23 protein-coding genes are annotated in these 20,611 nt (G+C 40.5%); 18 read left to right on the top strand and 5 right to left on the bottom strand.

The window, feature by feature from the left end; genetic code table 11:
* Positions 1-20 precede the first annotated feature (20 nt).
* The 3 genes from AB6T38_RS06300 to ygfZ all read right to left on the bottom strand — a co-directional run bounded on the left by AB6T38_RS06300 (position 21) and on the right by ygfZ (position 2,791).
* Complete coding sequence (locus AB6T38_RS06300; RefSeq protein ID WP_372546486.1) at positions 21-1,088, bottom strand: hypothetical protein; 1,068 nt, start codon at positions 1,086-1,088, stop codon at positions 21-23.
* 225 nt (positions 1,089-1,313) lie between these two features.
* Complete coding sequence (locus AB6T38_RS06295; protein WP_348490802.1) at positions 1,314-1,799, bottom strand: peptidylprolyl isomerase; 486 nt, start codon at positions 1,797-1,799, stop codon at positions 1,314-1,316.
* Between the two features lie 44 nt (positions 1,800-1,843).
* The gene (gene ygfZ, locus AB6T38_RS06290) at positions 1,844-2,791 is read right to left on the bottom strand and encodes a tRNA-modifying protein YgfZ (protein ID WP_372546485.1); all 948 of its coding nucleotides are present in this window, start codon (positions 2,789-2,791) and stop codon (positions 1,844-1,846) included.
* Positions 2,792-2,985: 194 nt separating this feature from the next.
* Here ygfZ and AB6T38_RS06285 point away from each other — a divergent pair, with 194 nt between their 5' ends.
* From AB6T38_RS06285 to AB6T38_RS06275, 3 genes are all read left to right on the top strand, one after another.
* Positions 2,986-3,237 (top strand): succinate dehydrogenase assembly factor 2, encoded by a 252-nt coding sequence (locus tag AB6T38_RS06285; protein WP_348490805.1) that lies wholly within the window; start codon positions 2,986-2,988, stop codon positions 3,235-3,237.
* A complete protein-coding gene (locus AB6T38_RS06280; RefSeq protein ID WP_372546484.1) occupies positions 3,224-3,667 on the top strand; it encodes a protein YgfX in 444 nt (147 codons plus the stop codon). Before AB6T38_RS06285 ends, AB6T38_RS06280 begins: the two co-directional genes overlap by 14 nt.
* A gap of 86 nt (positions 3,668-3,753) precedes the next feature.
* Positions 3,754-4,593 carry a MaoC family dehydratase gene (locus AB6T38_RS06275; protein ID WP_372546483.1) on the top strand — a complete coding sequence of 280 codons (840 nt, stop codon included), beginning with the start codon at positions 3,754-3,756 and terminating at the stop codon, positions 4,591-4,593.
* A 71-nt stretch (positions 4,594-4,664) separates the two neighbouring features.
* On the opposite strand, the gene nadB is transcribed toward AB6T38_RS06275, so the two are convergent.
* Positions 4,665-6,287: an L-aspartate oxidase gene (nadB, locus tag AB6T38_RS06270; RefSeq protein ID WP_372546482.1), complete on the bottom strand. Its 1,623-nt coding sequence runs from the start codon at positions 6,285-6,287 to the stop codon at positions 4,665-4,667.
* A 183-nt stretch (positions 6,288-6,470) separates the two neighbouring features.
* Here nadB and rpoE point away from each other — a divergent pair, with 183 nt between their 5' ends.
* The 10 genes from rpoE to AB6T38_RS06220 all read left to right on the top strand — a co-directional run bounded on the left by rpoE (position 6,471) and on the right by AB6T38_RS06220 (position 15,247).
* Positions 6,471-7,049: an RNA polymerase sigma factor RpoE gene (gene rpoE / locus AB6T38_RS06265; RefSeq protein WP_372546481.1), complete on the top strand. Its 579-nt coding sequence runs from the start codon at positions 6,471-6,473 to the stop codon at positions 7,047-7,049.
* A gap of 56 nt (positions 7,050-7,105) precedes the next feature.
* Positions 7,106-7,729, top strand: a complete 624-nt coding sequence (locus AB6T38_RS06260; RefSeq protein WP_348490813.1) for an RseA family anti-sigma factor — start codon at positions 7,106-7,108, stop codon at positions 7,727-7,729.
* Positions 7,730-7,787: 58 nt separating this feature from the next.
* Positions 7,788-8,708 (top strand): MucB/RseB C-terminal domain-containing protein, encoded by a 921-nt coding sequence (locus AB6T38_RS06255; protein WP_372546480.1) that lies wholly within the window; start codon positions 7,788-7,790, stop codon positions 8,706-8,708.
* Between the two features lies 1 nt (position 8,709).
* Positions 8,710-9,186 carry a SoxR reducing system RseC family protein gene (locus AB6T38_RS06250; protein WP_372546479.1) on the top strand — a complete coding sequence of 159 codons (477 nt, stop codon included), beginning with the start codon at positions 8,710-8,712 and terminating at the stop codon, positions 9,184-9,186.
* Positions 9,187-9,470: 284 nt separating this feature from the next.
* The gene (gene lepA, locus AB6T38_RS06245; RefSeq protein ID WP_372546478.1) at positions 9,471-11,267 is read left to right on the top strand and encodes a translation elongation factor 4; all 1,797 of its coding nucleotides are present in this window, start codon (positions 9,471-9,473) and stop codon (positions 11,265-11,267) included.
* Positions 11,268-12,164, top strand: a complete 897-nt coding sequence (gene lepB, locus AB6T38_RS06240; RefSeq protein ID WP_372546477.1) for a signal peptidase I — start codon at positions 11,268-11,270, stop codon at positions 12,162-12,164.
* A complete protein-coding gene (rnc, locus tag AB6T38_RS06235; protein ID WP_348490822.1) occupies positions 12,165-12,842 on the top strand; it encodes a ribonuclease III in 678 nt (225 codons plus the stop codon).
* 23 nt (positions 12,843-12,865) lie between these two features.
* Positions 12,866-13,747 (top strand): GTPase Era, encoded by an 882-nt coding sequence (gene era, locus AB6T38_RS06230; protein WP_372546627.1) that lies wholly within the window; start codon positions 12,866-12,868, stop codon positions 13,745-13,747.
* A 47-nt stretch (positions 13,748-13,794) separates the two neighbouring features.
* Complete coding sequence (pdxH, locus tag AB6T38_RS06225; RefSeq protein ID WP_372546476.1) at positions 13,795-14,460, top strand: pyridoxamine 5'-phosphate oxidase; 666 nt, start codon at positions 13,795-13,797, stop codon at positions 14,458-14,460.
* Positions 14,461-14,476: 16 nt separating this feature from the next.
* The gene (locus AB6T38_RS06220; protein WP_372546475.1) at positions 14,477-15,247 is read left to right on the top strand and encodes a TatD family hydrolase; all 771 of its coding nucleotides are present in this window, start codon (positions 14,477-14,479) and stop codon (positions 15,245-15,247) included.
* Between the two features lie 41 nt (positions 15,248-15,288).
* Here the strand turns inward: AB6T38_RS06220 and AB6T38_RS06215 are convergent, their stop codons facing one another.
* A complete protein-coding gene (locus AB6T38_RS06215; protein WP_372546474.1) occupies positions 15,289-15,903 on the bottom strand; it encodes an AhpA/YtjB family protein in 615 nt (204 codons plus the stop codon).
* A gap of 173 nt (positions 15,904-16,076) precedes the next feature.
* Between AB6T38_RS06215 and serB the strand changes: the two genes are divergently transcribed.
* From serB to AB6T38_RS06190, 5 genes are all read left to right on the top strand, one after another.
* The gene (gene serB / locus AB6T38_RS06210; protein WP_372546473.1) at positions 16,077-17,081 is read left to right on the top strand and encodes a phosphoserine phosphatase SerB; all 1,005 of its coding nucleotides are present in this window, start codon (positions 16,077-16,079) and stop codon (positions 17,079-17,081) included.
* Positions 17,082-17,180: 99 nt separating this feature from the next.
* Positions 17,181-17,945 carry a tRNA (cytosine(32)/uridine(32)-2'-O)-methyltransferase TrmJ gene (gene trmJ / locus AB6T38_RS06205; RefSeq protein ID WP_372546472.1) on the top strand — a complete coding sequence of 255 codons (765 nt, stop codon included), beginning with the start codon at positions 17,181-17,183 and terminating at the stop codon, positions 17,943-17,945.
* A 19-nt stretch (positions 17,946-17,964) separates the two neighbouring features.
* Positions 17,965-18,774 carry a serine O-acetyltransferase gene (gene cysE, locus AB6T38_RS06200; RefSeq protein ID WP_372546471.1) on the top strand — a complete coding sequence of 270 codons (810 nt, stop codon included), beginning with the start codon at positions 17,965-17,967 and terminating at the stop codon, positions 18,772-18,774.
* Positions 18,775-18,880: 106 nt separating this feature from the next.
* Positions 18,881-19,369, top strand: a complete 489-nt coding sequence (gene iscR, locus AB6T38_RS06195) for a Fe-S cluster assembly transcriptional regulator IscR (protein ID WP_372546470.1) — start codon at positions 18,881-18,883, stop codon at positions 19,367-19,369.
* 12 nt (positions 19,370-19,381) lie between these two features.
* A complete protein-coding gene (locus AB6T38_RS06190) occupies positions 19,382-20,605 on the top strand; it encodes an IscS subfamily cysteine desulfurase (protein WP_348490837.1) in 1,224 nt (407 codons plus the stop codon).
* The last annotated feature ends 6 nt before the right edge of the window (positions 20,606-20,611 follow it).

Genomic DNA, 20,611 nt, shown 5'->3' with positions numbered 1-20,611 from the left:
AAAGCTCAATTGTCAAACCCTCATTGTGGAATTAAACCACTGGTGATTAATTTTTGCTCAAAAATTTCAGCAACTTTTTGGCTACCTTTAACTGTAAAATGGGTTGCATCTCCAAAATAAGTATCTCCACCGGGAATATATTCATTTAACTCCAATACAGGGTATCCTCGGGATTCAGCTACGCTTTTTATAATTAAATTGTGATCGTCGAAAAGTTGGTTGATTCCTTTTAAATCGAAACAGTTGTTATAATATCGAGACGTTTCTGAAAGTCGATATTGCTCTTTTTCGGGCATATCCGTTCTGAAAGCTCTAGCGTTAGTAACGACTAAAGTAGGAACGTTTAATTTCTCTGCTGTGTCTAATAATTGATTTATTTTTTTTGAATATCGAGACGTATCTAATGTTGAAGGATCAAGTTGCTCAGTATTTTGAATCTCAGTTGTGCGTAATCCTATTGTATTTTTAATTAGCAAGTCTATGGAAAGTAACCAGCTAGGTAATTGTATTTTCGGTAAATCAAAATTAACCTTTTGACTTGCTTTAGCTTCAGTTTGCTGAAGGCAGTACCCCGTCATATCGTTGAACCCAGGATACCAAACCAACAAATCAATGTTCAAAGGCTGAATAATTTCATCTAATAATTTTATTTGTTCATAAACTACTAAGCCTGCAATACCTGCATTAATCACCTTGAAATTTTTCTCAGGAAAATGGCTTGATAATGTGTTGTTTAATTTAGCTGAAATCGTATCACTGTTTTTTTTGGTGTAAGTCCCCATTACTGACGAAGCACCAAGTATAGCTATTCTAAACTCATCATCTTCTTTTTCTCCTATTTCGTCATCTCTTAATCCTAAACTATTGGATTGAATAGTTGCCTGAGAACCTTCAATGATTGCATTAGGGCGCAAAAGTAATAATCCCGTTTTAGGATCTACGACAAAGGTAGTTGTTTCTGATATTGCGTTGAAGACACTTTTACCGAAACGAATATGTGAGCGAACTTGCAACGCTATCTCTAAAACAATAAATAAAATAATCGTTATAGCTATTGTTTTGAATGTTTTCGTTACTGGATTCTGCAAAATGTTATTCCGCTGAGTTAAGAACTTGCAGATAATTTCAATATTATCAACGTTTACTACATACTATTAGTTTATAGATGAAGATAAAATAGACAACGGTTTTTCAAAATGTTTTCAGATTAATATGTCCAGCTTAAACCAACCATAAACTTATTCCCCTGTTAAAACCAAAAAGGTTACCGACTAATTCGGTCGCCTTTTCATTCAATCATTTTAGATAAAATATCAATGATGATGACCACAACCGCCTTCGGCATGCGGATGGCCATGGGCTATTTCATCATCCGTTGCTTCTCTTACTTCTAGAATTTCAACGTCAAAATTCAGTGGCACACCAGAAAGAGGGTGATTGCCATCGATCACAACCTCATCATCAGTTTCATCAATTACCATGACGGATTGCTCACCATTGTCCGTTGTCGCTCTAAACGTCATACCAACTTCAACTTCCATTCCTTCAAACATGGTTTTTGGTACCATTTGTACAAGTTCATCATGACGTTCACCATAAGCCAGTTCAGGCGGCACATCGAGAGCAAACTTATCGCCTTTTTGGCGACCTTCTAAGGCATCTTCTAAGCCTTTAATAAGGTATTGGCTACCTTGCATGTAGATCATTGGCTCACCGTCTCGGGACGAATCAATTTGTGTTCCATCTTGGGTTTTTACGGTAAAGTGCATTGTCACAATGGCATTTTCTGAAATTAGCATAAAACGTTATTCTCTATATTGTTTGGTTAATCACACCGGATAAATTAATCAAGGCTGTAGGGTAAAGGCGCTACCGTAAATAGTTGCTCTGGGTTCTCTTTGGATCTAAATATTTGCTCTGCTGTTGTATCATTTGGCAGTATCGCTAATACGCAGGTGCCAGTTTCTAACGAGGCGCTACGCAATACAGTACCACTTCGTCGCCAGTTATCTCCAATTTTAGCCTCTAAAATATCACCTGCAAGTAAGGAAGAGCTATTGTCTGATGTTAGAATGAAGGCGGCTCTTTTGTTTTTACCTAGATATTTAGTGCGGGCGACAACTTCTTGCCCCATGTAACAACCTTTATCAAAGCTGATGGCCTGAAGTGCTTGCAAATTCATCATTTGCGGGACAAATTGCTCTGAGGTGGCCCCTTGAATGTTTGCTAAACCACTTAATATATCCGCAGCTTCCCAATACGCTTCTGCCATTTTTGATGTTGTTAGTTGTTGATTCAATTGCTGCGCTAGAGCGGGTTTAGCTAACACTAGATAACGTGTAAAAGGCGCATCGAAGCGAATAACTTTACCATCTTCATTTGAGTTAACCTGCAAATGTTCAGTTGGAAGTTGTTCGAAGATACCTTTTAATGACTGTTCTGACTCTGCGCCACTTAACGCAAAATACTGCCAGTTAGCTGTTGTGTCGTTGAATTCGACTTTAGAAAACACGCCATATTTTTTTAGCTCAGCCAATGATGCAGGGATACTTTCGCGATGACACAGTAAATCTACTCCCTCAGGAGTTTTGATGGCGTGAAAAATATTCCAGGTTTTGCCTTTAAAATCACAATGGCAACCAAGTTGTATCCTTTCTTCGCCTAATGAATCCATGTCGTTGGTGACTTTTCCTTGCAGATAACTGACTGCTTCTTCCCCTTCAACGGAAATAATCCCTAGGTTAGTTAATTCACCATAAAAACTCTCTGGTGTTGAAAAACTAGACTGCATATTCGCTAATACCTTGTTAATCTATCTATCATGACCACTATAATGGGGTTTTAGGACTCAGATGCAAGTGTCTCGTGAATTTGTCTGAGATTTTTTAGCATAATCAGAATACAATTAGCTTCGGCTAATTATTCAATAATACGTTGACTAAAATAGCTATCCCACAATGTTTAATATTTTTACCTGGAGCCAGGATGTTTGATAAAAAAAGATTGTCTAGATTGAAGTGGGCGTGTCGACGAGGCATGCTTGAACTTGACGTCCTTTTTATGCCGTTTGTTGATGAAGCGTTTGAGGATTTGGATGAATCTCAACAATTGGTCTTTGAACGTTTACTAACCAGTGATGATCCCGACCTGTTTGCTTGGTTTATGGGGCATCAAGAATGCGAAGATCCCGAGCTTGCGCAAATGGTCGAGTATATTTTGAGCCGTGTCAAAGTATAGGATCAGCATTGCAAAAAGCCGTCTAATGGTTTGCTTACAAATCAGTTGGATTAGCTTTTTAATAATGACCTTTTGGCTGTGGAAAGAGTCCGTTATTCCAGCCCAATTGCTATTACAAAGTGGTTGCAGTCTTCTCACCTTGATATTCGGTCTTGGCTGGATATTCAAACGGAAGCAAAAGTGTTCTCCAAGTGTAATGAGCTTAACCCCCACAGGGGAAGTCAATTGGTTGCAAGGTGCTCATCACGGATATTGTAAACTCAGCCATCAAAGTAAAATTTGTGGTGCTTTTATCTGTCTGTTCTTCGAAAAAACCGTGTTTGATAACCAACCGCGCTTATTGTGGTTGGCAAAAGATCAAGTTTCTGAACAAGATTTCAGGCGTCTTTGTCGAATTATATTGCGATGCCAGCAGCCAATGGATTGTTAACGGGCTCGTATATTTGTACTCCCTTTTGGATAATGGCCGTTAAGCTATTATTGGCCCGGTTTTGGTCGGTAAGGATTAAGGTATTTATGCTGGATTTTTTAAAAGCAGGTCTAAAAAGAAATCACCCTTTAGTGTTTGATTCAGCATTGCTGCCTAGGTTGGACCAGAATATTCGACAAAAAATTAATAGAGTCGATGGGGCTAAAATCAAGGCATACCACAATGTAGTTCAATGGTACGAGACCCAGCACGAAGACATCCATCCATGCTTTTTACATTTATATGCTTTCAAACAACATATGCAATTAATGCTCAATGAGCAGTTTCCGTTTGCATTGTTAGGCATTGTGCATTTAAGTAATCAAATCGAAGTGTTAATGCCGTTAGATCGTTCCAGTGAATTAGAACTTGAAAGTAAGCTTGTTAGTTTCAAGCGACATGTAAAAGGTATAAGTTTTAAAATTGAGTCTACTTTTTATCAGCATCAGCAAGTGATATGGCAGTCTGTAAGTGAGCTATTAGCTGTTAATAAGTCGTGTTTTGTTGGCAAGTCCCAATCTACACCCTATCAATTAGATACTAACCTAGATTTTATGAGCCAATGGCATTGTGATATTGGTATAGGTCGTCGTTACGGTAAAGTATCAGGTGATTTTAATCCCATACACTTGAGTCAAATTAGTGCCAAATTATTCGGTTTTAAATCTGCTATTGCACACGGAATGTGGAGTAAGGCAAGAATTGTGTCTGAGTTCCAACAGCAAATTTCTGATACGTTTTTTGTGAAGGTTAACTTTTTGAAGCCTTTATTTTTGCCATCGGATGTAATTTTGTCGAAGGCGTCTAACACGGCGTCTAAATCACAATTTGTGCTTACCAGCGAAGATAAACAAATTTGTCACTGCGAGGGACAGATAATGTTTTAGTATTACTTCGCATAGAAGTTTAAAGTAGGGGGAGATGGAAATCTCCCCCTCTCAAAAATAACCTCGGGTGTTTACGAGTCAAGCCGTTGAGATGGTAAACTGCTGCGACCACTAAGCACTGTGACTTCAGCTTTATCAAGGGTATCTGGATAATCAAGATTATAATGTAAACCACGACTTTCTTTACGTTTCATTGCACAACGTACGATGAGTTCAGCCACTGTAACTAAGTTCCTTAATTCCAATATGTTATTGCAAACCCGAAAGTTAGCATAGTACTCGTGGATTTCCTGTTGCAATAACTCTATCCTGCGCAACGCTCTTTCTAACCGTTTATTAGTGCGCACTATGCCAACATAATCCCACATAAATAGGCGTAGCTCATGCCAGTTATGCTGTATCACGACTTCTTCATCTGAATCACCCACTTGGCTTTCATCCCAAGGGGGAATTGATTGGTTAAAAGTCGGTCTGTCAGATTTGGCTAAAATATCATTAGCTGCTGCATGGGCAAACACAACACACTCCAACAATGAATTACTGGCCATGCGGTTAGCACCATGCAACCCTGTGTACGCTACTTCACCTATGGCATACAAGTTATCTAAATCTGTTTTAGCATTAAAATCGGTTTTTACTCCACCACAACTATAGTGGGCAGCAGGCACTACGGGAATAGGGTGGCGTGTAATATCAATGCCAAGGGAGCGACATTTACGATAAATATTTGGAAAATGTTTAACAATGAAATCGGCTGATTTATGACTAATGTCCAAATACATACAGTCTTTTCCAAGACGCTTCATTTCAAAATCGATTGCGCGGGCAACAATATCTCGCGGCGCTAAATCACCTCTAGGGTCAAATTTATGCATAAATTTACTGCCATCAGCATGGCATAAAAATGCACCTTCTCCTCGCAATGCTTCGGTGATTAGGAAGTTTTTGGCTTCTGGATGAAACAGGCAGGTTGGGTGAAATTGATTAAACTCCATATTCGCTACTGAACAACCTGCGCGCCACGCCATTGCTATTCCATCTCCACTGGAAACATCCGGATTTGAGGTGTACTGATAAACTTTGCTTGCTCCGCCAGTAGCCAAAGCAGTAAATCGACTGCGAATAAGTTCCACCTGTTCTTTTTTGCGGTTCCAAACATAGGCACCTAAACATTGATTTGGAGCATCTTCGTGACGCACTAAATCAATGGCATTATATCGTTCAAATAGGTGAATATTAGGATGTTGCATCACCGCTTCTTGTAAAGAGGTTTGAACTGCGAAGCCTGTGGCATCGGCTGCATGTAAAATTCTGCGGTGACTGTGTCCGCCTTCTCTGGTTAGGTGGTAGCGGGAATTACCTTGTTCATCTTTTTCTTGATCAAAGGGGACGCCATAATTGATAAGCCACTCCATACAGGATTTTGCTTGGTTAGCCGTAAAGCGAACGGCTTGCTCTTCGCACAGGCCTGCGCCGGCTTCAAGGGTATCTTTAACATGTGACTCAATAGAGTCTTGTTCATCAAAAACCGCAGCGATCCCACCCTGAGCATATCGAGTGGATCCCTCTGATAGCGCACTTTTACTTAGCACGATAACGTTATATTTTTCAGCTAACTTCAATGCTAATGAAAGACCTGCTGCGCCACTTCCAATAATCAAAACGTCACAACGATGTTCAACAGTAGAGCTCATATAGTATAATAGCCAATTGGAATGAATTTGCAGACCCTATCAGAATTGGCAGCTTGTGAAAATAAGCCTTTTAATAGAAAGTTTGTAATAATTTAATTTAAATCGAACTTTTCGCAATACGTACAGTCTATATTTGTGCTTGCGAGAGCCGTGGTAGTATTTGTATTAGGAGTGATGGCTCGAATGAGCGAGCAGATAACGGATCAACAAATTGTTGAAAAAGTACAACGCGGAGATAAAAACGCGTTTGGTTTGTTGGTAACTAAGTATCAACACAAAGTGGCGCATTTGGTGTCACGTTATGTGAAAAATTCAGGTGATGTAGCTGATGTGACCCAAGAAGCTTTTATTAAAGCTTATAAGGCTTTACCTAATTTTCGCGGTGACAGTGCCTTTTACACTTGGCTATACAGAATTGCGGTTAATAGTGCAAAAAATTATTTAGTTTCGCAGGGGAGAAAGCCTCCTGCCAGTGATGTGGATGCAGAAGAAGCGGATTATTATGACGGAAGTGACGCGTTAAAGGAACAAAACTCCCCTGAACGTAGTCTGATGTCAGAAGAACTTGAAAAAGTGTTATTTGATGCACTTGATAAATTGCCCGAAGATTTACGCATGGCTATTACATTACGTGAATTGGAAGGGTTGAGCTATGAAGATATAGCGAATGTGATGGACTGCCCTGTTGGGACAGTGCGTTCAAGAATTTTTAGAGCGAGAGAGGCGATAGATAGAGTCTTAAACCCGCTCTTAGAAAGATAAAAAATGACATTTGTGAAAAAATGTTGAAGAATGAAGCGTTAATTCAGGAACCTTTTATGACGCATAAGCATGAAAATTTGTCCGCATTTGTTGACGGTGAGAGTCAGGACGATAACTTTGTCTCTGATATCCTCAATGATGATGAAATGGCCGCTAAGTGGCAGCGTTATCACATTATTCGCCAATCTATGCGTAAAGAAATGCCAATAAGCGCGGATTTTGATGTAAGCGCATCTATTGCGGCTGCATTGGAGTCTGAACCTGCTATATTAGCTCCTAAGCGTACTTGGCGTGATCTACCGGTTATCAGTAATGTGGTACCTTTAGTTCGCTCTGGTGGTCAATTAGCGATAGCCGCCTCTGTTGCCGTTGCAGTAGTTGTTGGTGTTCAACAATTGAATCAAGATGAGCAGCAGGTGTTCAACCCCGCTCCAGCTTCATACCCTGGTATCCAAGGTGGATTATCGCCAGTTAGCCTAGAGCAAACACAGGTGACACCAGCGGTAAGTGTTCGTGATCATCAACGTCGTATCAACGCGTTTATTAACGACCATATGGAGCAAGTCTTGCTAAAAGATAGCCAACGTTATCTTGAAGACGAAAGTGCTTTGGTAGATGAAGTTAAATCTGAAGCTAATCAACCAGAAGTAAACCAAGAACGTGAGAAACTTCCTGAATAAATACTTTCTGCAGCTCAATTATCTTTGGGCTGCAATACTCTTTTTTAGTTGTGTCAAATTGGCTAGTGCGCAGGTTGGATTAATCCAAGATCCAAACGTGTTAATGTGGCTAGACAAAATGGCCAACGCTAAAACTCATCTCAATTATACTGTTTCATTTGTTTTATCCAAACCCGGATCGGATCCTCAGCCTTACCTTTGGCGTCATGGCGTGAATGAACATGGCATTGAAATGGAGCAACTCGATCAACTAAATGGTCCAGGACGCGAAGTTGTGAGGGTCGGGGATAAAGTCAGTTATTTTGAGTCTCACCGTGCACCCTATAGTTTAGCTTCAGGTTACATTATTGGACCTATGCCGAATGTATTGCTAACAGATCCTAAATCACTTCTGAGTTCCTACGACTTTGTAATCATCGGAAAGAGCCGGATCTCTGGTAAAGTTGCTCAACAAATTCGGATGATAAGTAAAGATAAAAGCCGTTACGGATATAACCTTTGGTTAGATCAGGAAACTGGCTTGCCGTTAAAAATTAACGTAATGGAATTGAACGGTCAAAAAGTAGAACAGATTCAAGTTACTGAATTAAACGTAACGGAACAACCAGACCCTTATTTTGCTAAATTAGAAGCGGCAACAATGCCAGCTGTTATTCAGTTTGAAGCAACTGAGGAAGTAGATAAGTTATGGCAAGTTGATTATGTCCCTGTGGGTATGAAACAGATAAAACATAGTGTCCGTCAACTTCCAGACAATGCAGGCCCACTAGAATATTTCATGTTAAGTGATGGCCTAGTTGATATTTCTGTGTATATGCAACAAGCCACTGCGTCTGCAGCAGAAAGCGATATAGTCGCTCGCTTTGGTTCTGATATTTATTTTTCAAGAAAGCAAGGGCCAGTTCTGGTCACGGTAATTGGAAAAATTCCCGCTAACACTGCAAACTCTATCGCCGCTTCAGTAATTAAGGTGCAATAACGTGATTGAAGAGATTGGGGTTATTACCGCAGTGGATAAAGATCATATTTGGGTTGAAACCGAAATTAAATCTACATGCGGTGGTTGTCAGGCGCAAGATAACTGCGGCACCGGCGTGGTTGCTAAAGCGTTTACCCCGAAAAAAGAGCAATTGATTTTACGCTGTCATCACAGCGCCAAAGTTGGTCAAAAAGTTAAGCTTGGGGTTGCAGAAAATCAGCTGTTGACGGCTTCTGCAATGATCTATTTATTGCCACTGTTGGTGATGATTGTTACCGCGTTAAGTGCACAATATTTGTTACCTTTAATTGATTTACAACATGAACTCTGGATTGTTGGAGCTGCTTTTTTTAGCACATTTATCACGTTCAAATTTCTTAAAAAGTACGCGAATCAACCGAATAAGAATCGATTCCAACCTAAGTTATTGGCTATTTTACCTGCCCAAGATGATGCTTTAGTCGTTAACGCCAAATAATCTGTTCAAATATCAGGATGCTATCCAACTTGCCGATCGGGGGATGTTTTTGCAATCATGCCTGTGACCCCTGTCACTACTAAACGTGCACCACGATAAGTGAGTATCTATCCCTAAATATCGTTTTATTACCAAGTATTAAATCAATTGTCCTAGTATTCGTCAGAACATTATCGCAATGTGCTCCAGAACACTGTAAAATCCCCGCCAAATTATTTTTTATTCGTTCCTGCTTCATCACTTTTGATAGCAAGGGCACTAGCTGTAGGTAACAGTCTTAAACTATGCAACATAAGCACATTCGTAACTTTTCCATAATAGCCCATATTGATCATGGTAAATCGACTCTTTCAGATCGACTTATTCAACATTGTGGCGGTTTGACCCAACGTGAGATGTCTGAGCAAGTATTAGACTCGATGGACATTGAGCGTGAGCGCGGGATTACGATTAAAGCCCAAAGTGTCACCCTAAACTACACTGCCATAGATGGTGAAACTTATCAGTTGAATTTCATTGATACACCAGGGCATGTTGACTTTACCTATGAAGTGTCACGCTCCTTAGCTGCATGTGAAGGGGCATTGTTAGTCGTTGATGCAGGACAAGGTGTTGAAGCACAAACCTTAGCAAACTGTTATACCGCCATTGATTTAGATATGGAAGTGGTTCCAGTTTTGAATAAAATTGATCTTCCACAAGCCGAACCCGACCGTGTTGCCGAAGAAATTGAAGATATAGTCGGTATCGATGCAATTGATGCGGTACGTTGTTCTGCTAAAACCGGAATTGGAATTGAAGATGTTTTAGAAGTGATTGTTCGTCAAGTTCCACCTCCAGAAGGCGATCCTGACGCACCATTAAAAGCACTTATTGTCGACTCTTGGTTTGACAACTACCAAGGTGTGGTTTCTTTAGTACGAGTGATGGAAGGAACTCTCAACGCCAAAGATAAAATACAAATCATGTCAAATGGTGCAGTACACCAAGCTGATAATGTGGGGATCTTTACACCTAAACAAACCAAAACCGGCGAGCTTAAAACTGGTGAAGTGGGTTATGTCATTGCCGGTATTAAAGATATTCAAGGGGCGCCGGTTGGCGATACTATTACGTTAGCAAAAGCGCCGGCTGAAGCTGCTCTTCCTGGTTTTCAAAAAATTAAACCGCAAGTGTATGCAGGCTTATTTCCCGTCAGCTCTGATGAATATGAAGATTTCCGCGATGCGTTAGCGAAACTTACCCTAAACGATGCATCGTTGTTTTATGAGCCTGAAAGTTCTTCTGCACTTGGCTTTGGATTCCGAATTGGATTCTTGGGTATGTTGCACATGGAAATCATTCAAGAGCGTCTGGAAAGAGAATACGACTTAGATTTGATCACTACTGCGCCAACCGTAGTGTATGAAGTAGAAACCACTAAAGGTGAATTACTCAAAGTAGACAACCCGTCTAAATTACCTCCAATAAATGACATTGCTGAAATTCGTGAGCCTATTGTCGAAGCTCATATCTTGGTACCACAAGATTATTTAGGTAATGTAATAACACTATGTATCGAAAAACGTGGTGTACAAACTAATATGACCTACCACGGTAAGCAGGTTGCAGTGGTTTATGAATTACCAATGGCTGAAGTGGTAATGGACTTTTTCGACCGTTTGAAATCAACTAGCCGCGGTTTTGCGTCTCTGGATTATAACTTTATTAAGTTTAATGCTGCTGACATGGTGCGTTTAGATATCTTAATTAATGGAGAGCGAGTAGATGCCCTTGCGGTTATTACCCATAAGGATAACGCTCAGGGGCGTGGTCGGGACTTAGTTGAAAAATTGCGGGAATTAATCCCCAGACAAATGTTCGATATTGCGATTCAGGCCGCTATTGGAAATCATGTTATAGCCAGAAGTACCATAAAGCAGCTTCGTAAAAACGTAATTGCAAAATGTTATGGTGGTGACGTGAGTCGCAAGAAAAAACTGCTACAGAAGCAAAAAGAAGGTAAAAAACGTATGAAACAAGTGGGTAATGTTGAGTTACCGCAGGATGCATTTTTAGCCGTACTCAAGGTAGGAAAATAAATGGCCAATTACTTTTCATTATTTCTAGTTTTTATAACAGTTGCATCAGGCTTGATTTGGTTAATAGATGCCAAGGTGTTCGCGCCAAAACGTCGGCAAAAAGTCATTGCTGCTAACGGCGGCAACGCTTTACCTGAAGGTACCGAGCTACCTATTCCTTATTTAGTGGATACTGCACAGCAAATTTTTCCGGTAATTGCATTTGTGTTGGTTTTGCGGTCTTTTTTATATGAACCTTTTCAGATCCCATCTGGTTCAATGATGCCAACTTTATTAGTGGGCGATTTTATTCTGGTAGAAAAGTTTTCTTATGGTTTAAAAGATCCTGTCACTCGTACTAAGTTTTTTGAAACGGGTGAGCCAGAACGTGGCGATGTCGTTGTTTTTAAATATCCAGAAAATACCAAGTTAGATTATATTAAACGAGTCGTTGGGTTACCAGGCGATACAATTAGTTATTCGTCTAAAGATTTGTACATCAAACCTGCATGTCCTTCAGGGCAAGATTGTTTGCCAGAGTACAAAGTACAACGAGACTTTTTGGGACAGTATAACTATCAAGGTTATCAGATTAATAAATTTAGTGAAAAATTGGGTGATGTGAATCATGAGATCCTTATTTTCCCAAGAAGGTTAGATGATATTAGTCGTTACCATGAGCAACCAGGTACCAAAATTGGCGAATGGGTTGTGCCACAAGGACATTATTTTGTTATGGGAGATAACCGTGACAATAGTGAAGATGGCCGCTTTTGGGGATTTGTTTCAGACGATCATTTAGTCGGTAAAGCGGTTGCTATTTGGATTAGTTTTGAATTTGAACGTGCTCCTGAAGATATATTGCCAACGTGGATACCTACGGGTGTGCGATTTGAGCGTGTGGGTGGCATTGAATAAATGGCGCTAAACCCATCCTACAAAAAATTATATAAACGCATTGGTTACCAATTTTTAGATGCAGATAATCTTACTTTGGCTTTGACTCATCGCAGTTATAAAAATGTTCACAATGAACGCTTGGAATATTTAGGTGATGCTGTTTTAGGGCTGGTGGTTGCGGAAGAATTGTTCAAACGTTTTCCAATGCAACCCGAAGGTAAACTCACTAGAATGCGAGCGACCTTAGTAAAAGGGGAAACCTTAGCTGAAGTCGGTAGAGAGTTTGAGCTAGGGGACATTCTATTGCTTGGCTCAGGAGAGCTAAAAAGTGGCGGTTATCGACGCAGCTCAATACTTGCTGATGCCGTTGAAGCGATCATTGGTGCAATTTATTTAGAATCAGGTTTAGATTGCTGTAAGCAGTTGATTTTGAATTGGTTCGCATCGCGATTTAATGATTTAGATCCCACAGCTCACCCCAAAGACAATAAAACTCAATTGCAGGAATTTCTCCAAGGCCGCAAGTTGCCTTTGCCAGAATACGAAGTAGTAGAAGTGCTTGGTAAAGATCACGACCAAATATTTGTGGTTAACTGTTCGGTTGAGGGCTTATCTGAAAAAGTGTCGGGTCGAGGTAGTTCACGTCGAAAAGCAGAGCAAGAAGCGGCCAAACAGGTATTGGAGAAGTTAACGTGATAGAGGCAAAAACATTTTGTGGCATGGTCGCCATCGTGGGGCGTCCTAATGTTGGAAAATCGACGCTACTGAATAAGCTGTTAGGGCAAAAAGTGAGTATCACGTCTAGAAAGCCCCAGACCACACGTCACCGAATCATGGGAATCGATACAGAAGGTCATCACCAAGCTATTTTTGTTGATACGCCGGGACTACACGTGGAAGAAAAGCGTGCAATCAATAAACTAATGAACCGTGCTGCATCAAGTTCTCTAGCAGAAGTCGGACTGGTCTTGTTCTTAGTTGAAGGCACAAAGTGGACCGATGATGATCAAATGGTGCTTAATAAGATTAAGCAATCCGGATTGCCCTGTTGGTTGTTAATCAACAAAAGTGACAATGTAAAAGATAAAACCCAATTGATGACACATATGCAATGGCTTCAGGAGCAACATGATTTTGAAAAAATCATGCCGGTTTCCGCTAAGTTAGGGCGCAATGTCGAAGAGCTTCGGGAAATGGTCCATTACACCTTGCCAGAAAGTGAGTTTTATTTTCCTGAGGATTACATAACCGATAGATCAAGTCGGTTTATGGCAGCTGAAATTGTACGTGAAAAGCTCATGCGCTTTACCGGTGACGAATTACCTTATTCTGTGACCGTAGAAATAGAACAATTTTTGCTTGCTGAAAATGGTGTCTATCGAATCAATGGCTTGATTTTAGTTGAGCGTGAGACGCAAAAGCGCATGGTGATAGGTAAGGGTGGGCAACGGCTAAAAACTATTGGCGCAGAGGCAAGAAAAGATCTAGAAAGTTTGTTCGAAAACAAAGTGTTTTTGGAGCTTTGGGTTAAAGTTAAGTCAGGCTGGGCAGATGACGAGCGTGCCCTTAGAAGCTTGGGTTACGGAGATAACAATTATTAAGCCCGCTTATCATTAGAAGCGTGAGTGAATTAACAAAGGTGAGTGAGATGGCAAATATCCATGGTCTTCGAAGAAATTACAACCTGGGTGAGCTACGTCAAGAGGATCTCGATTCAAACCCAATTAACCAATTTAACCATTGGCTCAAACAGGTTATTGATTCGGACTCACCAGATCCAACGGCCATGACTGTGGCCACAGTTTCTCCTGATGGTCAGCCGTCTCAACGTATTGTGTTGCTCAAAGATGTGGATGACAGAGGGTTTGTATTCTATACAAACTTAGGTAGTCGAAAAGCAACAGAGTTGGCCCATAACCCTAAAGTATCCCTGCATTTTCCATGGTATTTTATGGAGCGACAAGTCAAAGTGTGTGGTACTGCTCAGCCTCTTAGTACCGCCGAAGTGGCCAAGTACTTTCTTTCTCGGCCGAAGGAAAGTCAGTTAGCGGCATGGGCATCGAAACAAAGCCAACCCATCTCTACTCGTCAAATGTTAATGAGTAAATTTGATGAAGTGAAAAAGAAATTCTCTGCAGGGGAAATCCCTCTTCCTAAGTTTTGGGGTGGCTACCGTGTTGTTCCCCATGAAATCGAGTTTTGGCAGGGAGGAGAGCATCGTCTGCACAATCGCTTTGTTTATACCTTAGGGGATACACAGCAAACAGCAGACTCGAATAGTCAGAACTGGCAAATACAACGTTTAATGCCTTAATGGAAGACTGGCTGTAATGATTGATAGCCACTGTCATTTAGATTTTGATGCCTTTGATATAGATAGAAATGAGGTGCTAAATCGTTGTTCACAACTGGGTATTAAAAAAATTATCATCCCAGGGACTCAATCTAGTCGCTGGCAGTCCCTAATCGAGCTGTGCGAAAGATCATCAATGTTAGAGTATGGATTAGGCATACATCCATATTTTATTAACCAAAGTGAACACGCCCATATAGATAATCTAATTACTTTAATTGAGCAGCATTCAATGGTCAGAGCGGTTGGGGAGATTGGTCTCGACTTTCATGATACTGACCAGCACAGCGAAAACAAACAACAAGACTTCTTTACTCAGCAACTCACTATAGCCAAGCATTACAAACTACCTGTTATTATCCATCACCGCCGTTCACACAATGAAATTATTCGTACCTTGAAGCAGCAAAAGTTTCAGCAATCAGGGGTGATCCACGCTTTTTCTGGCAGTTATCAGCAAGCTAAAAGTTATTTAGATTTGGGCTTTAAACTGGGGTTTGGTGGTGTTATTACCTACTCTAGAGCTCGCAAGACCAGAGATGTCCTAAAACAGCTACCACTGAGTGCAATTGTATTGGAAACTGATGCGCCGGACATGCCTATTTGTGGCAAGCAAGGACAACGGAATAGCCCTGAGTATTTACCTGAAATAGCGCAGCATATTGCCGTTATTAAGGATGTTGGCGTTGAAGAGGTGATTGAACAGACTAGCGCTAACAGTTGCGAGCTCTTTGCTTTGAATGACTAGACAAAAACACTAGGGCCTAGTTTTGTGAGTTTTTGATTCCCTTAGATTCTACTGGATTTACTTACTTTTTCATAATGCCGAAAGCGCAATTTATAGTAAGCTCGAGTGAGTAATAGCCCCACCAAACCCGCTACCAACATCAGCATTAGAAGCTGTTTATAAATTTGATTCTGATATTCTAAGTGGTAGAGCATTACTTGTTGTTTATCTAGCAACAATCTCACATAACCCAATAATTTATCTTCCAAAAAAACTTCTTCGACAAACACTAAAGGAAATTCATCTTCAATTAAATAACTTGCTAGTACAGAAGCATTTTGTTCATTGCTTTCAACCACTTTACCTGAACGATCATAAATTGAAACCCCTGCGACATGCTGGTCTTGAGTTAATAAGTTGATATACTGAAGAATTTGTTCATCTTGTCGTTTTTGTAAATGGGGAGCAATAATATCGGCTGTGAATTTGGCCAAACTGCGACCCAGTTGTGACGATTGATTGTTATGCCAATTTTGCGACTGTTCGGTATTTAATAACCAGATGTTCACACAAATAGCTGCCGCTACCACTAATAATGTGAGATTTGCTACTCGTTTGAAAATTGAGTAATTACTGGGGACTTTTTGAGCTGAATCAGCCAATCCGAATTTTGTCATATCCATGGCCTAGACAATAAGACAATTTGCCACGTTTGCCAATATTAGTTGTTGTTTTATTTATTAAATTAAACTCAGTTGGTTAATTGTTCTAAGTCATAGGGATATCTTATTGCGTCACCTATTGAAATCGGTAAAATCCCTGTCCTAATTAATAATCCGGTGGGTTAATTGTGCTTTCGACCAAATTATCAAAAGAAGAATGGCTATCGGCCAAATATTTGACCAATCTTCATCATAAAAATGTGAGTTTCACCTTACCTGACGATCAGCAAATTGAATTAGCTGAGAGCAGCGAGACCTGTACACAACAACTGATCCTTTTTTCAGAAAGTTTGAATTTGGAAAAATTGTATCAAGTACAAACTGTATTAGCGGATGTAATTAATATATTGGTATTTAAACCAGGCTACGAAGGCAATAGCGGTTGCGTTTTTGAAGCAGAAGTGGAAGTTACCAGTTCTGCTGACTTAGCGGCTGTTATTGAATCCGCTGCTGTGAAGTTTCAAGTGGATATTAGTTTCTTGAAACAACGCCCCACGCTAGCTAAGCCAGGCTTGTTATTGATGGATATGGATAGCACTGTCATCGGTATTGAGTGCATTGATGAAATTGCAAAGTTGGCAGGTGTAGGCAAGCAAGTAACAGAAGTGACTGAATTAGCCATGCAAGGTAAGCTTGATTTTGCGCAAAGCTTGAATAGCCGTGTAGCTTGTTTAGAGGGAGCCAATGAATCTATTCTCAAACAGGTACGCGATGGAGTTCCAATTAACCCAGGGATCAGCCGTTTGTTGGCTAAACTTAAAAAAGCTAATTGGAAGCTCGCTATAGCGTCAGGAGGCTTCACCTTCTTTGCTGATTATTTGGCCGAACGTTTGAATTTAGATTATGCCATTTCCAATCAACTCGAAATCGTTGACGGTAAGTTAACGGGCAAGGTAGTAGGGGAAATTATTGGTGCTCAAAGTAAAGCTGATACCTTGAACTTATTGGCACAGCGTTATCAAATTGATGCTTCACAAACCATTGCTTTAGGTGATGGTGCTAATGATTTGGTAATGATGGAGCAGGCTGCGTTGGGTGTGGCTTATCATGCTAAACCCGTTGTTCGTCAGCAAGCTGATGCAGCTCTTAGATTTTGTGCTGCTGATGGGCTGTTAGCCTTGTTGAAGAGTTAGCCTTGAAAATAAAGTGGTCTGTTAATCCATTAAATTAACAGACGTTTAGAACTTACTTTGATCCGTTTAATACATCGTGACCAACAAAAGAAAATAATTATGCCTAACTCTGAAAATACCGCCGCTAACCTTGACACTTCGCTACTAGCGAATGTGCGTATTGTGTTGGTGAATACATCTCATACTGGCAATATCGGTTCTACCGCAAGAGCTATGAAAACTATGGGGTTAAGCCAATTAGTTTTAGTTGATCCTATTGATAAGCCTGATGGCAAAGCGAGCGCCCTTGCAGCAGGGGCGGGTGATGTATTAGCCAATGCAAAAATAGTTTCGACCTTAGAAGAAGCGGTGCAAGATTGTGGCTTAGTTGTGGGTACAAGTGCCCGTTCAAGAACCTTACCTTGGCCAATGCTTGAGCCAAGAGAATGCGGTGAAAAGCTCATTGGCGAAGTGCAGAAATATCCAGTAGCTTTGGTTTTTGGACGTGAAAATAATGGCTTAAGTAATGAGGAGTTGCAGCAATGTCACTTCCATGTATGTATTCCTGCCAATCCAGAATATAGCTCTCTCAACTTAGCCGCGGCAGTGCAAACACTGTGTTACGAAATTAGAATGGCTTTTTTAAATCAGTCACGTATCAAAAGTGAACCAAATGAATACCCTTTGGCTGATGATCTAGAGCGTTTTTATAGTCATTTGGAACAAACCCTTTCAAAAACGAATTTCATCATTCCCCAACATCCCGGTATGGTGATGACCAAATTAAGACGTTTGTTTAATCGAGCCCGTCCCGAAACCCAAGAACTGAATATTTTAAGGGGTATTTTAGCTTCAGTGGATAAATCGATTAAAGCCAAAGATTAGGAAATCTCTAAGTAAAACTATGTTTGAGCGAATAAAAGAAGATATTCAAAGTGTATTTCATCGCGATCCAGCAGCACGAACAACCTTTGAAGTACTGACTAACTATCCCGGTTTGCACGCAATCTGGTTACATCGTCTCGCTCATAAATTATGGAAATCTAACTGGTTGTGGCTTGCTCGCAGCATTTCAACATTTTCACGCTGGTTGACGGGCATAGAAATACATCCAGGAGCCACACTAGGACGTCGCTTTTTTATTGATCACGGTATGGGAGTGGTCATTGGTGAGACGGCAGAGATTGGTAATGATGTCACCCTATATCATAGTGTTACTTTAGGCGGAACAAGCTGGAACGGGGGAAAACGTCATCCTACCTTAGAAGATAATGTCGTGGTGGGAGCGGGCGCTAAAGTGCTTGGACCTATTACTATGCACAAAGGCGCAAAAGTTGGCTCTAACTCAGTGGTGGTTAAAGATGTACCTGAAAATGCCACAGTAATCGGTATTCCTGGCAGAATAGTCGTGCAAAAACAGCAAAAAGATCAGGATAAACATCAGCACCGTGATAAAATCGCGCGTAAATATGGATTTGATGCGTACGCGGTCGCCCCAGATAACCCAGATCCCGTGGCGAATGCCATTGGAGTTATGTTAGAACATGTGCATTTGATTGATACCAAAGTAGAAGAAATGTGTAAAGAAATTAATAAAATGGGCGGCACTGTGTGTGGAGATTCTTTACCTTCTATTAATTTAGATAACTTTCAAGACTCTGATCTTGTTGATGATTTTCAAAAAGAAAAGGATGCATTTGATCCATCCATCTAAACATTACTTTTTCTAAGTAATACCTGACTAAATTACTAGGTCTAATACTTGACTAAATTAGTCGGGTATGTGAAAATTCACAGTATCTTGTTAACTGGTATTTTCTATGAAACTAACTTCCAAAGGCCGATATGCCGTAACTGCTATGTTAGATGTTGCATTACATTCTCGTAGAGGGCCGGTCTCGTTAGCCGATATTTCGGAGCGTCAGGAAATTTCATTGTCATATTTAGAGCAATTGTTTTCGCGCCTAAGAAAAGAAAATCTTGTACAAAGTGTTCGTGGACCAGGTGGTGGCTACAAATTAGGTCGTGTACCTGAAGATATCGCAGTAGGTGAAGTTATTCGTGCTGTAGACGAATCAGTGGATGCAACACGATGCCAAGGAAATTCAGATTGCCAAGGCGGAGAGCGATGCCTTACTCATAGCCTGTGGCATGATTTGAGTGAGCGAATCAGTCAATTCCTGAACAATATTACGTTAGGTGAACTTATGGATAAACAAGACGTAAAAACGGTTGCAGGAAGACAAGACAGAACTAAACAACTTAATACTGTTGTTGCAAATGAAATTGAAATTAGCTTGCAACCATAAGTGGAGCCAAAAATGAGCAATATTAATTTACCTATCTACTTGGATTATTCGGCAACCACTCCGGTTGACCCTCGTGTAGCCCAGAAAATGATGGAATGTTTAACCCTTGAAGGGAATTTCGGTAACCCGGCCTCTCGGTCCCATAAATATGGATGGATTGCTGAAGAAGCCATCGATCTGGCTAGAAACCAAATTGCTGAATTGGTGAATGCTGATCCGCGCGAAATTGTATTCACTTCGGGTGCTACAGAGTCAAATAACCTAGCTATCAAAGGTGCAGCTCACTTTTACAGTAAAAAAGGTAAGCACATTATTACCCTTAAAACTGAACATAAAGCAGTGTTAGATACCTGTCGTCAGTTAGAGCGTGAAGGGTTTGAAGTAACCTATATGGATCCAAAACCAAATGGTTTGTTGGATTTAGAAGAATTTAAAGCAAATTTACGTCCTGATACTGTATTGGTCAGTGTTATGCACGTGAATAATGAAATCGGGGTGATTCAGGATATTCAACAAATTGGTGAAATTTGTAGAGAAAACAAAACCTTGTTTCATGTTGATGCGGCCCAAAGTGCAGGTAAAATTGAAATTGATTTACAGGCATTGAAAGTCGATTTAATGTCGTTTTCCGCTCACAAGATATATGGTCCAAAAGGCATAGGCGCTTTGTATGTTCGTCGTAAACCACGGGTAAGAATTGAAGCCCAAATGCATGGCGGTGGACACGAACGTGGTATGCGTTCAGGTACGTTGGCGACTCATCAAATCGTGGGTATGGGTGAAGCTTTCCGAATTGCTAAAGAAGAAATGGTTGAAGAAAATGCGCGTATTTTGAAACTTCGTGACCGTTTATGGAATGGTTTAAAAGACATCGAAGAAGTGTATTTAAACGGTGACCTTGAACAGCGTATTACAGGTAACTTAAATGTGAGTTTTGCCTATGTTGAAGGTGAGTCATTGATTATGGCTCTTAAAGATATGGCCGTGTCTTCAGGTTCAGCTTGTACATCAGCAAGTTTAGAGCCGTCTTATGTGCTTCGAGCATTGGGACTGAACGATGAGTTAGCTCACAGCTCTATTCGATTCAGCATTGGTAGATTTACCACTGAAGAAGAAATTGATCACGTTGTTAGTGTAGTGCAAAACGCCATTGATAAACTACGTGAAATGTCACCGCTTTGGGATATGTTTAAAGACGGTGTGGATCTGACTAAAGTTGAATGGGTTCACCACTAGTTGGTG

Origin of the sequence: Aliiglaciecola sp. SL4, assembly GCF_041538045.1 — a bacterium.
GTDB lineage: Bacteria > Pseudomonadota > Gammaproteobacteria > Enterobacterales > Alteromonadaceae > Aliiglaciecola.
Note: the sequence above shows the minus strand (reverse complement) of the source record. Positions and strands in the feature narration are given on the sequence as shown.

What these genes read in the sequence shown, in the direction of transcription:
- AB6T38_RS06215 (WP_372546474.1), bottom strand. Translation starts at nt 15,903, where the DNA reads ATGACAAAATTCGGATTGGCTGATTCAGCTCAAAAAGTCCCCAGTAAT.
- AB6T38_RS06285 (WP_348490805.1), top strand. Translation starts at nt 2,986, where the DNA reads ATGTTTGATAAAAAAAGATTGTCTAGATTGAAGTGGGCGTGTCGACGA.
- rpoE (WP_372546481.1), top strand. Translation starts at nt 6,471, where the DNA reads ATGAGCGAGCAGATAACGGATCAACAAATTGTTGAAAAAGTACAACGC.
- cysE (WP_372546471.1), top strand. Translation starts at nt 17,965, where the DNA reads ATGTTTGAGCGAATAAAAGAAGATATTCAAAGTGTATTTCATCGCGAT.
- lepB (WP_372546477.1), top strand. Translation starts at nt 11,268, where the DNA reads ATGGCCAATTACTTTTCATTATTTCTAGTTTTTATAACAGTTGCATCA.
- iscR (WP_372546470.1), top strand. Translation starts at nt 18,881, where the DNA reads ATGAAACTAACTTCCAAAGGCCGATATGCCGTAACTGCTATGTTAGAT.
- rnc (WP_348490822.1), top strand. Translation starts at nt 12,165, where the DNA reads ATGGCGCTAAACCCATCCTACAAAAAATTATATAAACGCATTGGTTAC.
- ygfZ (WP_372546485.1), bottom strand. Translation starts at nt 2,791, where the DNA reads ATGCAGTCTAGTTTTTCAACACCAGAGAGTTTTTATGGTGAATTAACT.
- nadB (WP_372546482.1), bottom strand. Translation starts at nt 6,287, where the DNA reads ATGAGCTCTACTGTTGAACATCGTTGTGACGTTTTGATTATTGGAAGT.
- AB6T38_RS06295 (WP_348490802.1), bottom strand. Translation starts at nt 1,799, where the DNA reads ATGCTAATTTCAGAAAATGCCATTGTGACAATGCACTTTACCGTAAAA.
- era (WP_372546627.1), top strand. Translation starts at nt 12,866, where the DNA reads ATGGTCGCCATCGTGGGGCGTCCTAATGTTGGAAAATCGACGCTACTG.
- AB6T38_RS06275 (WP_372546483.1), top strand. Translation starts at nt 3,754, where the DNA reads ATGCTGGATTTTTTAAAAGCAGGTCTAAAAAGAAATCACCCTTTAGTG.
- AB6T38_RS06260 (WP_348490813.1), top strand. Translation starts at nt 7,106, where the DNA reads ATGACGCATAAGCATGAAAATTTGTCCGCATTTGTTGACGGTGAGAGT.
- lepA (WP_372546478.1), top strand. Translation starts at nt 9,471, where the DNA reads ATGCAACATAAGCACATTCGTAACTTTTCCATAATAGCCCATATTGAT.
- trmJ (WP_372546472.1), top strand. Translation starts at nt 17,181, where the DNA reads ATGCCTAACTCTGAAAATACCGCCGCTAACCTTGACACTTCGCTACTA.
- AB6T38_RS06220 (WP_372546475.1), top strand. Translation starts at nt 14,477, where the DNA reads ATGATTGATAGCCACTGTCATTTAGATTTTGATGCCTTTGATATAGAT.
- AB6T38_RS06190 (WP_348490837.1), top strand. Translation starts at nt 19,382, where the DNA reads ATGAGCAATATTAATTTACCTATCTACTTGGATTATTCGGCAACCACT.
- pdxH (WP_372546476.1), top strand. Translation starts at nt 13,795, where the DNA reads ATGGCAAATATCCATGGTCTTCGAAGAAATTACAACCTGGGTGAGCTA.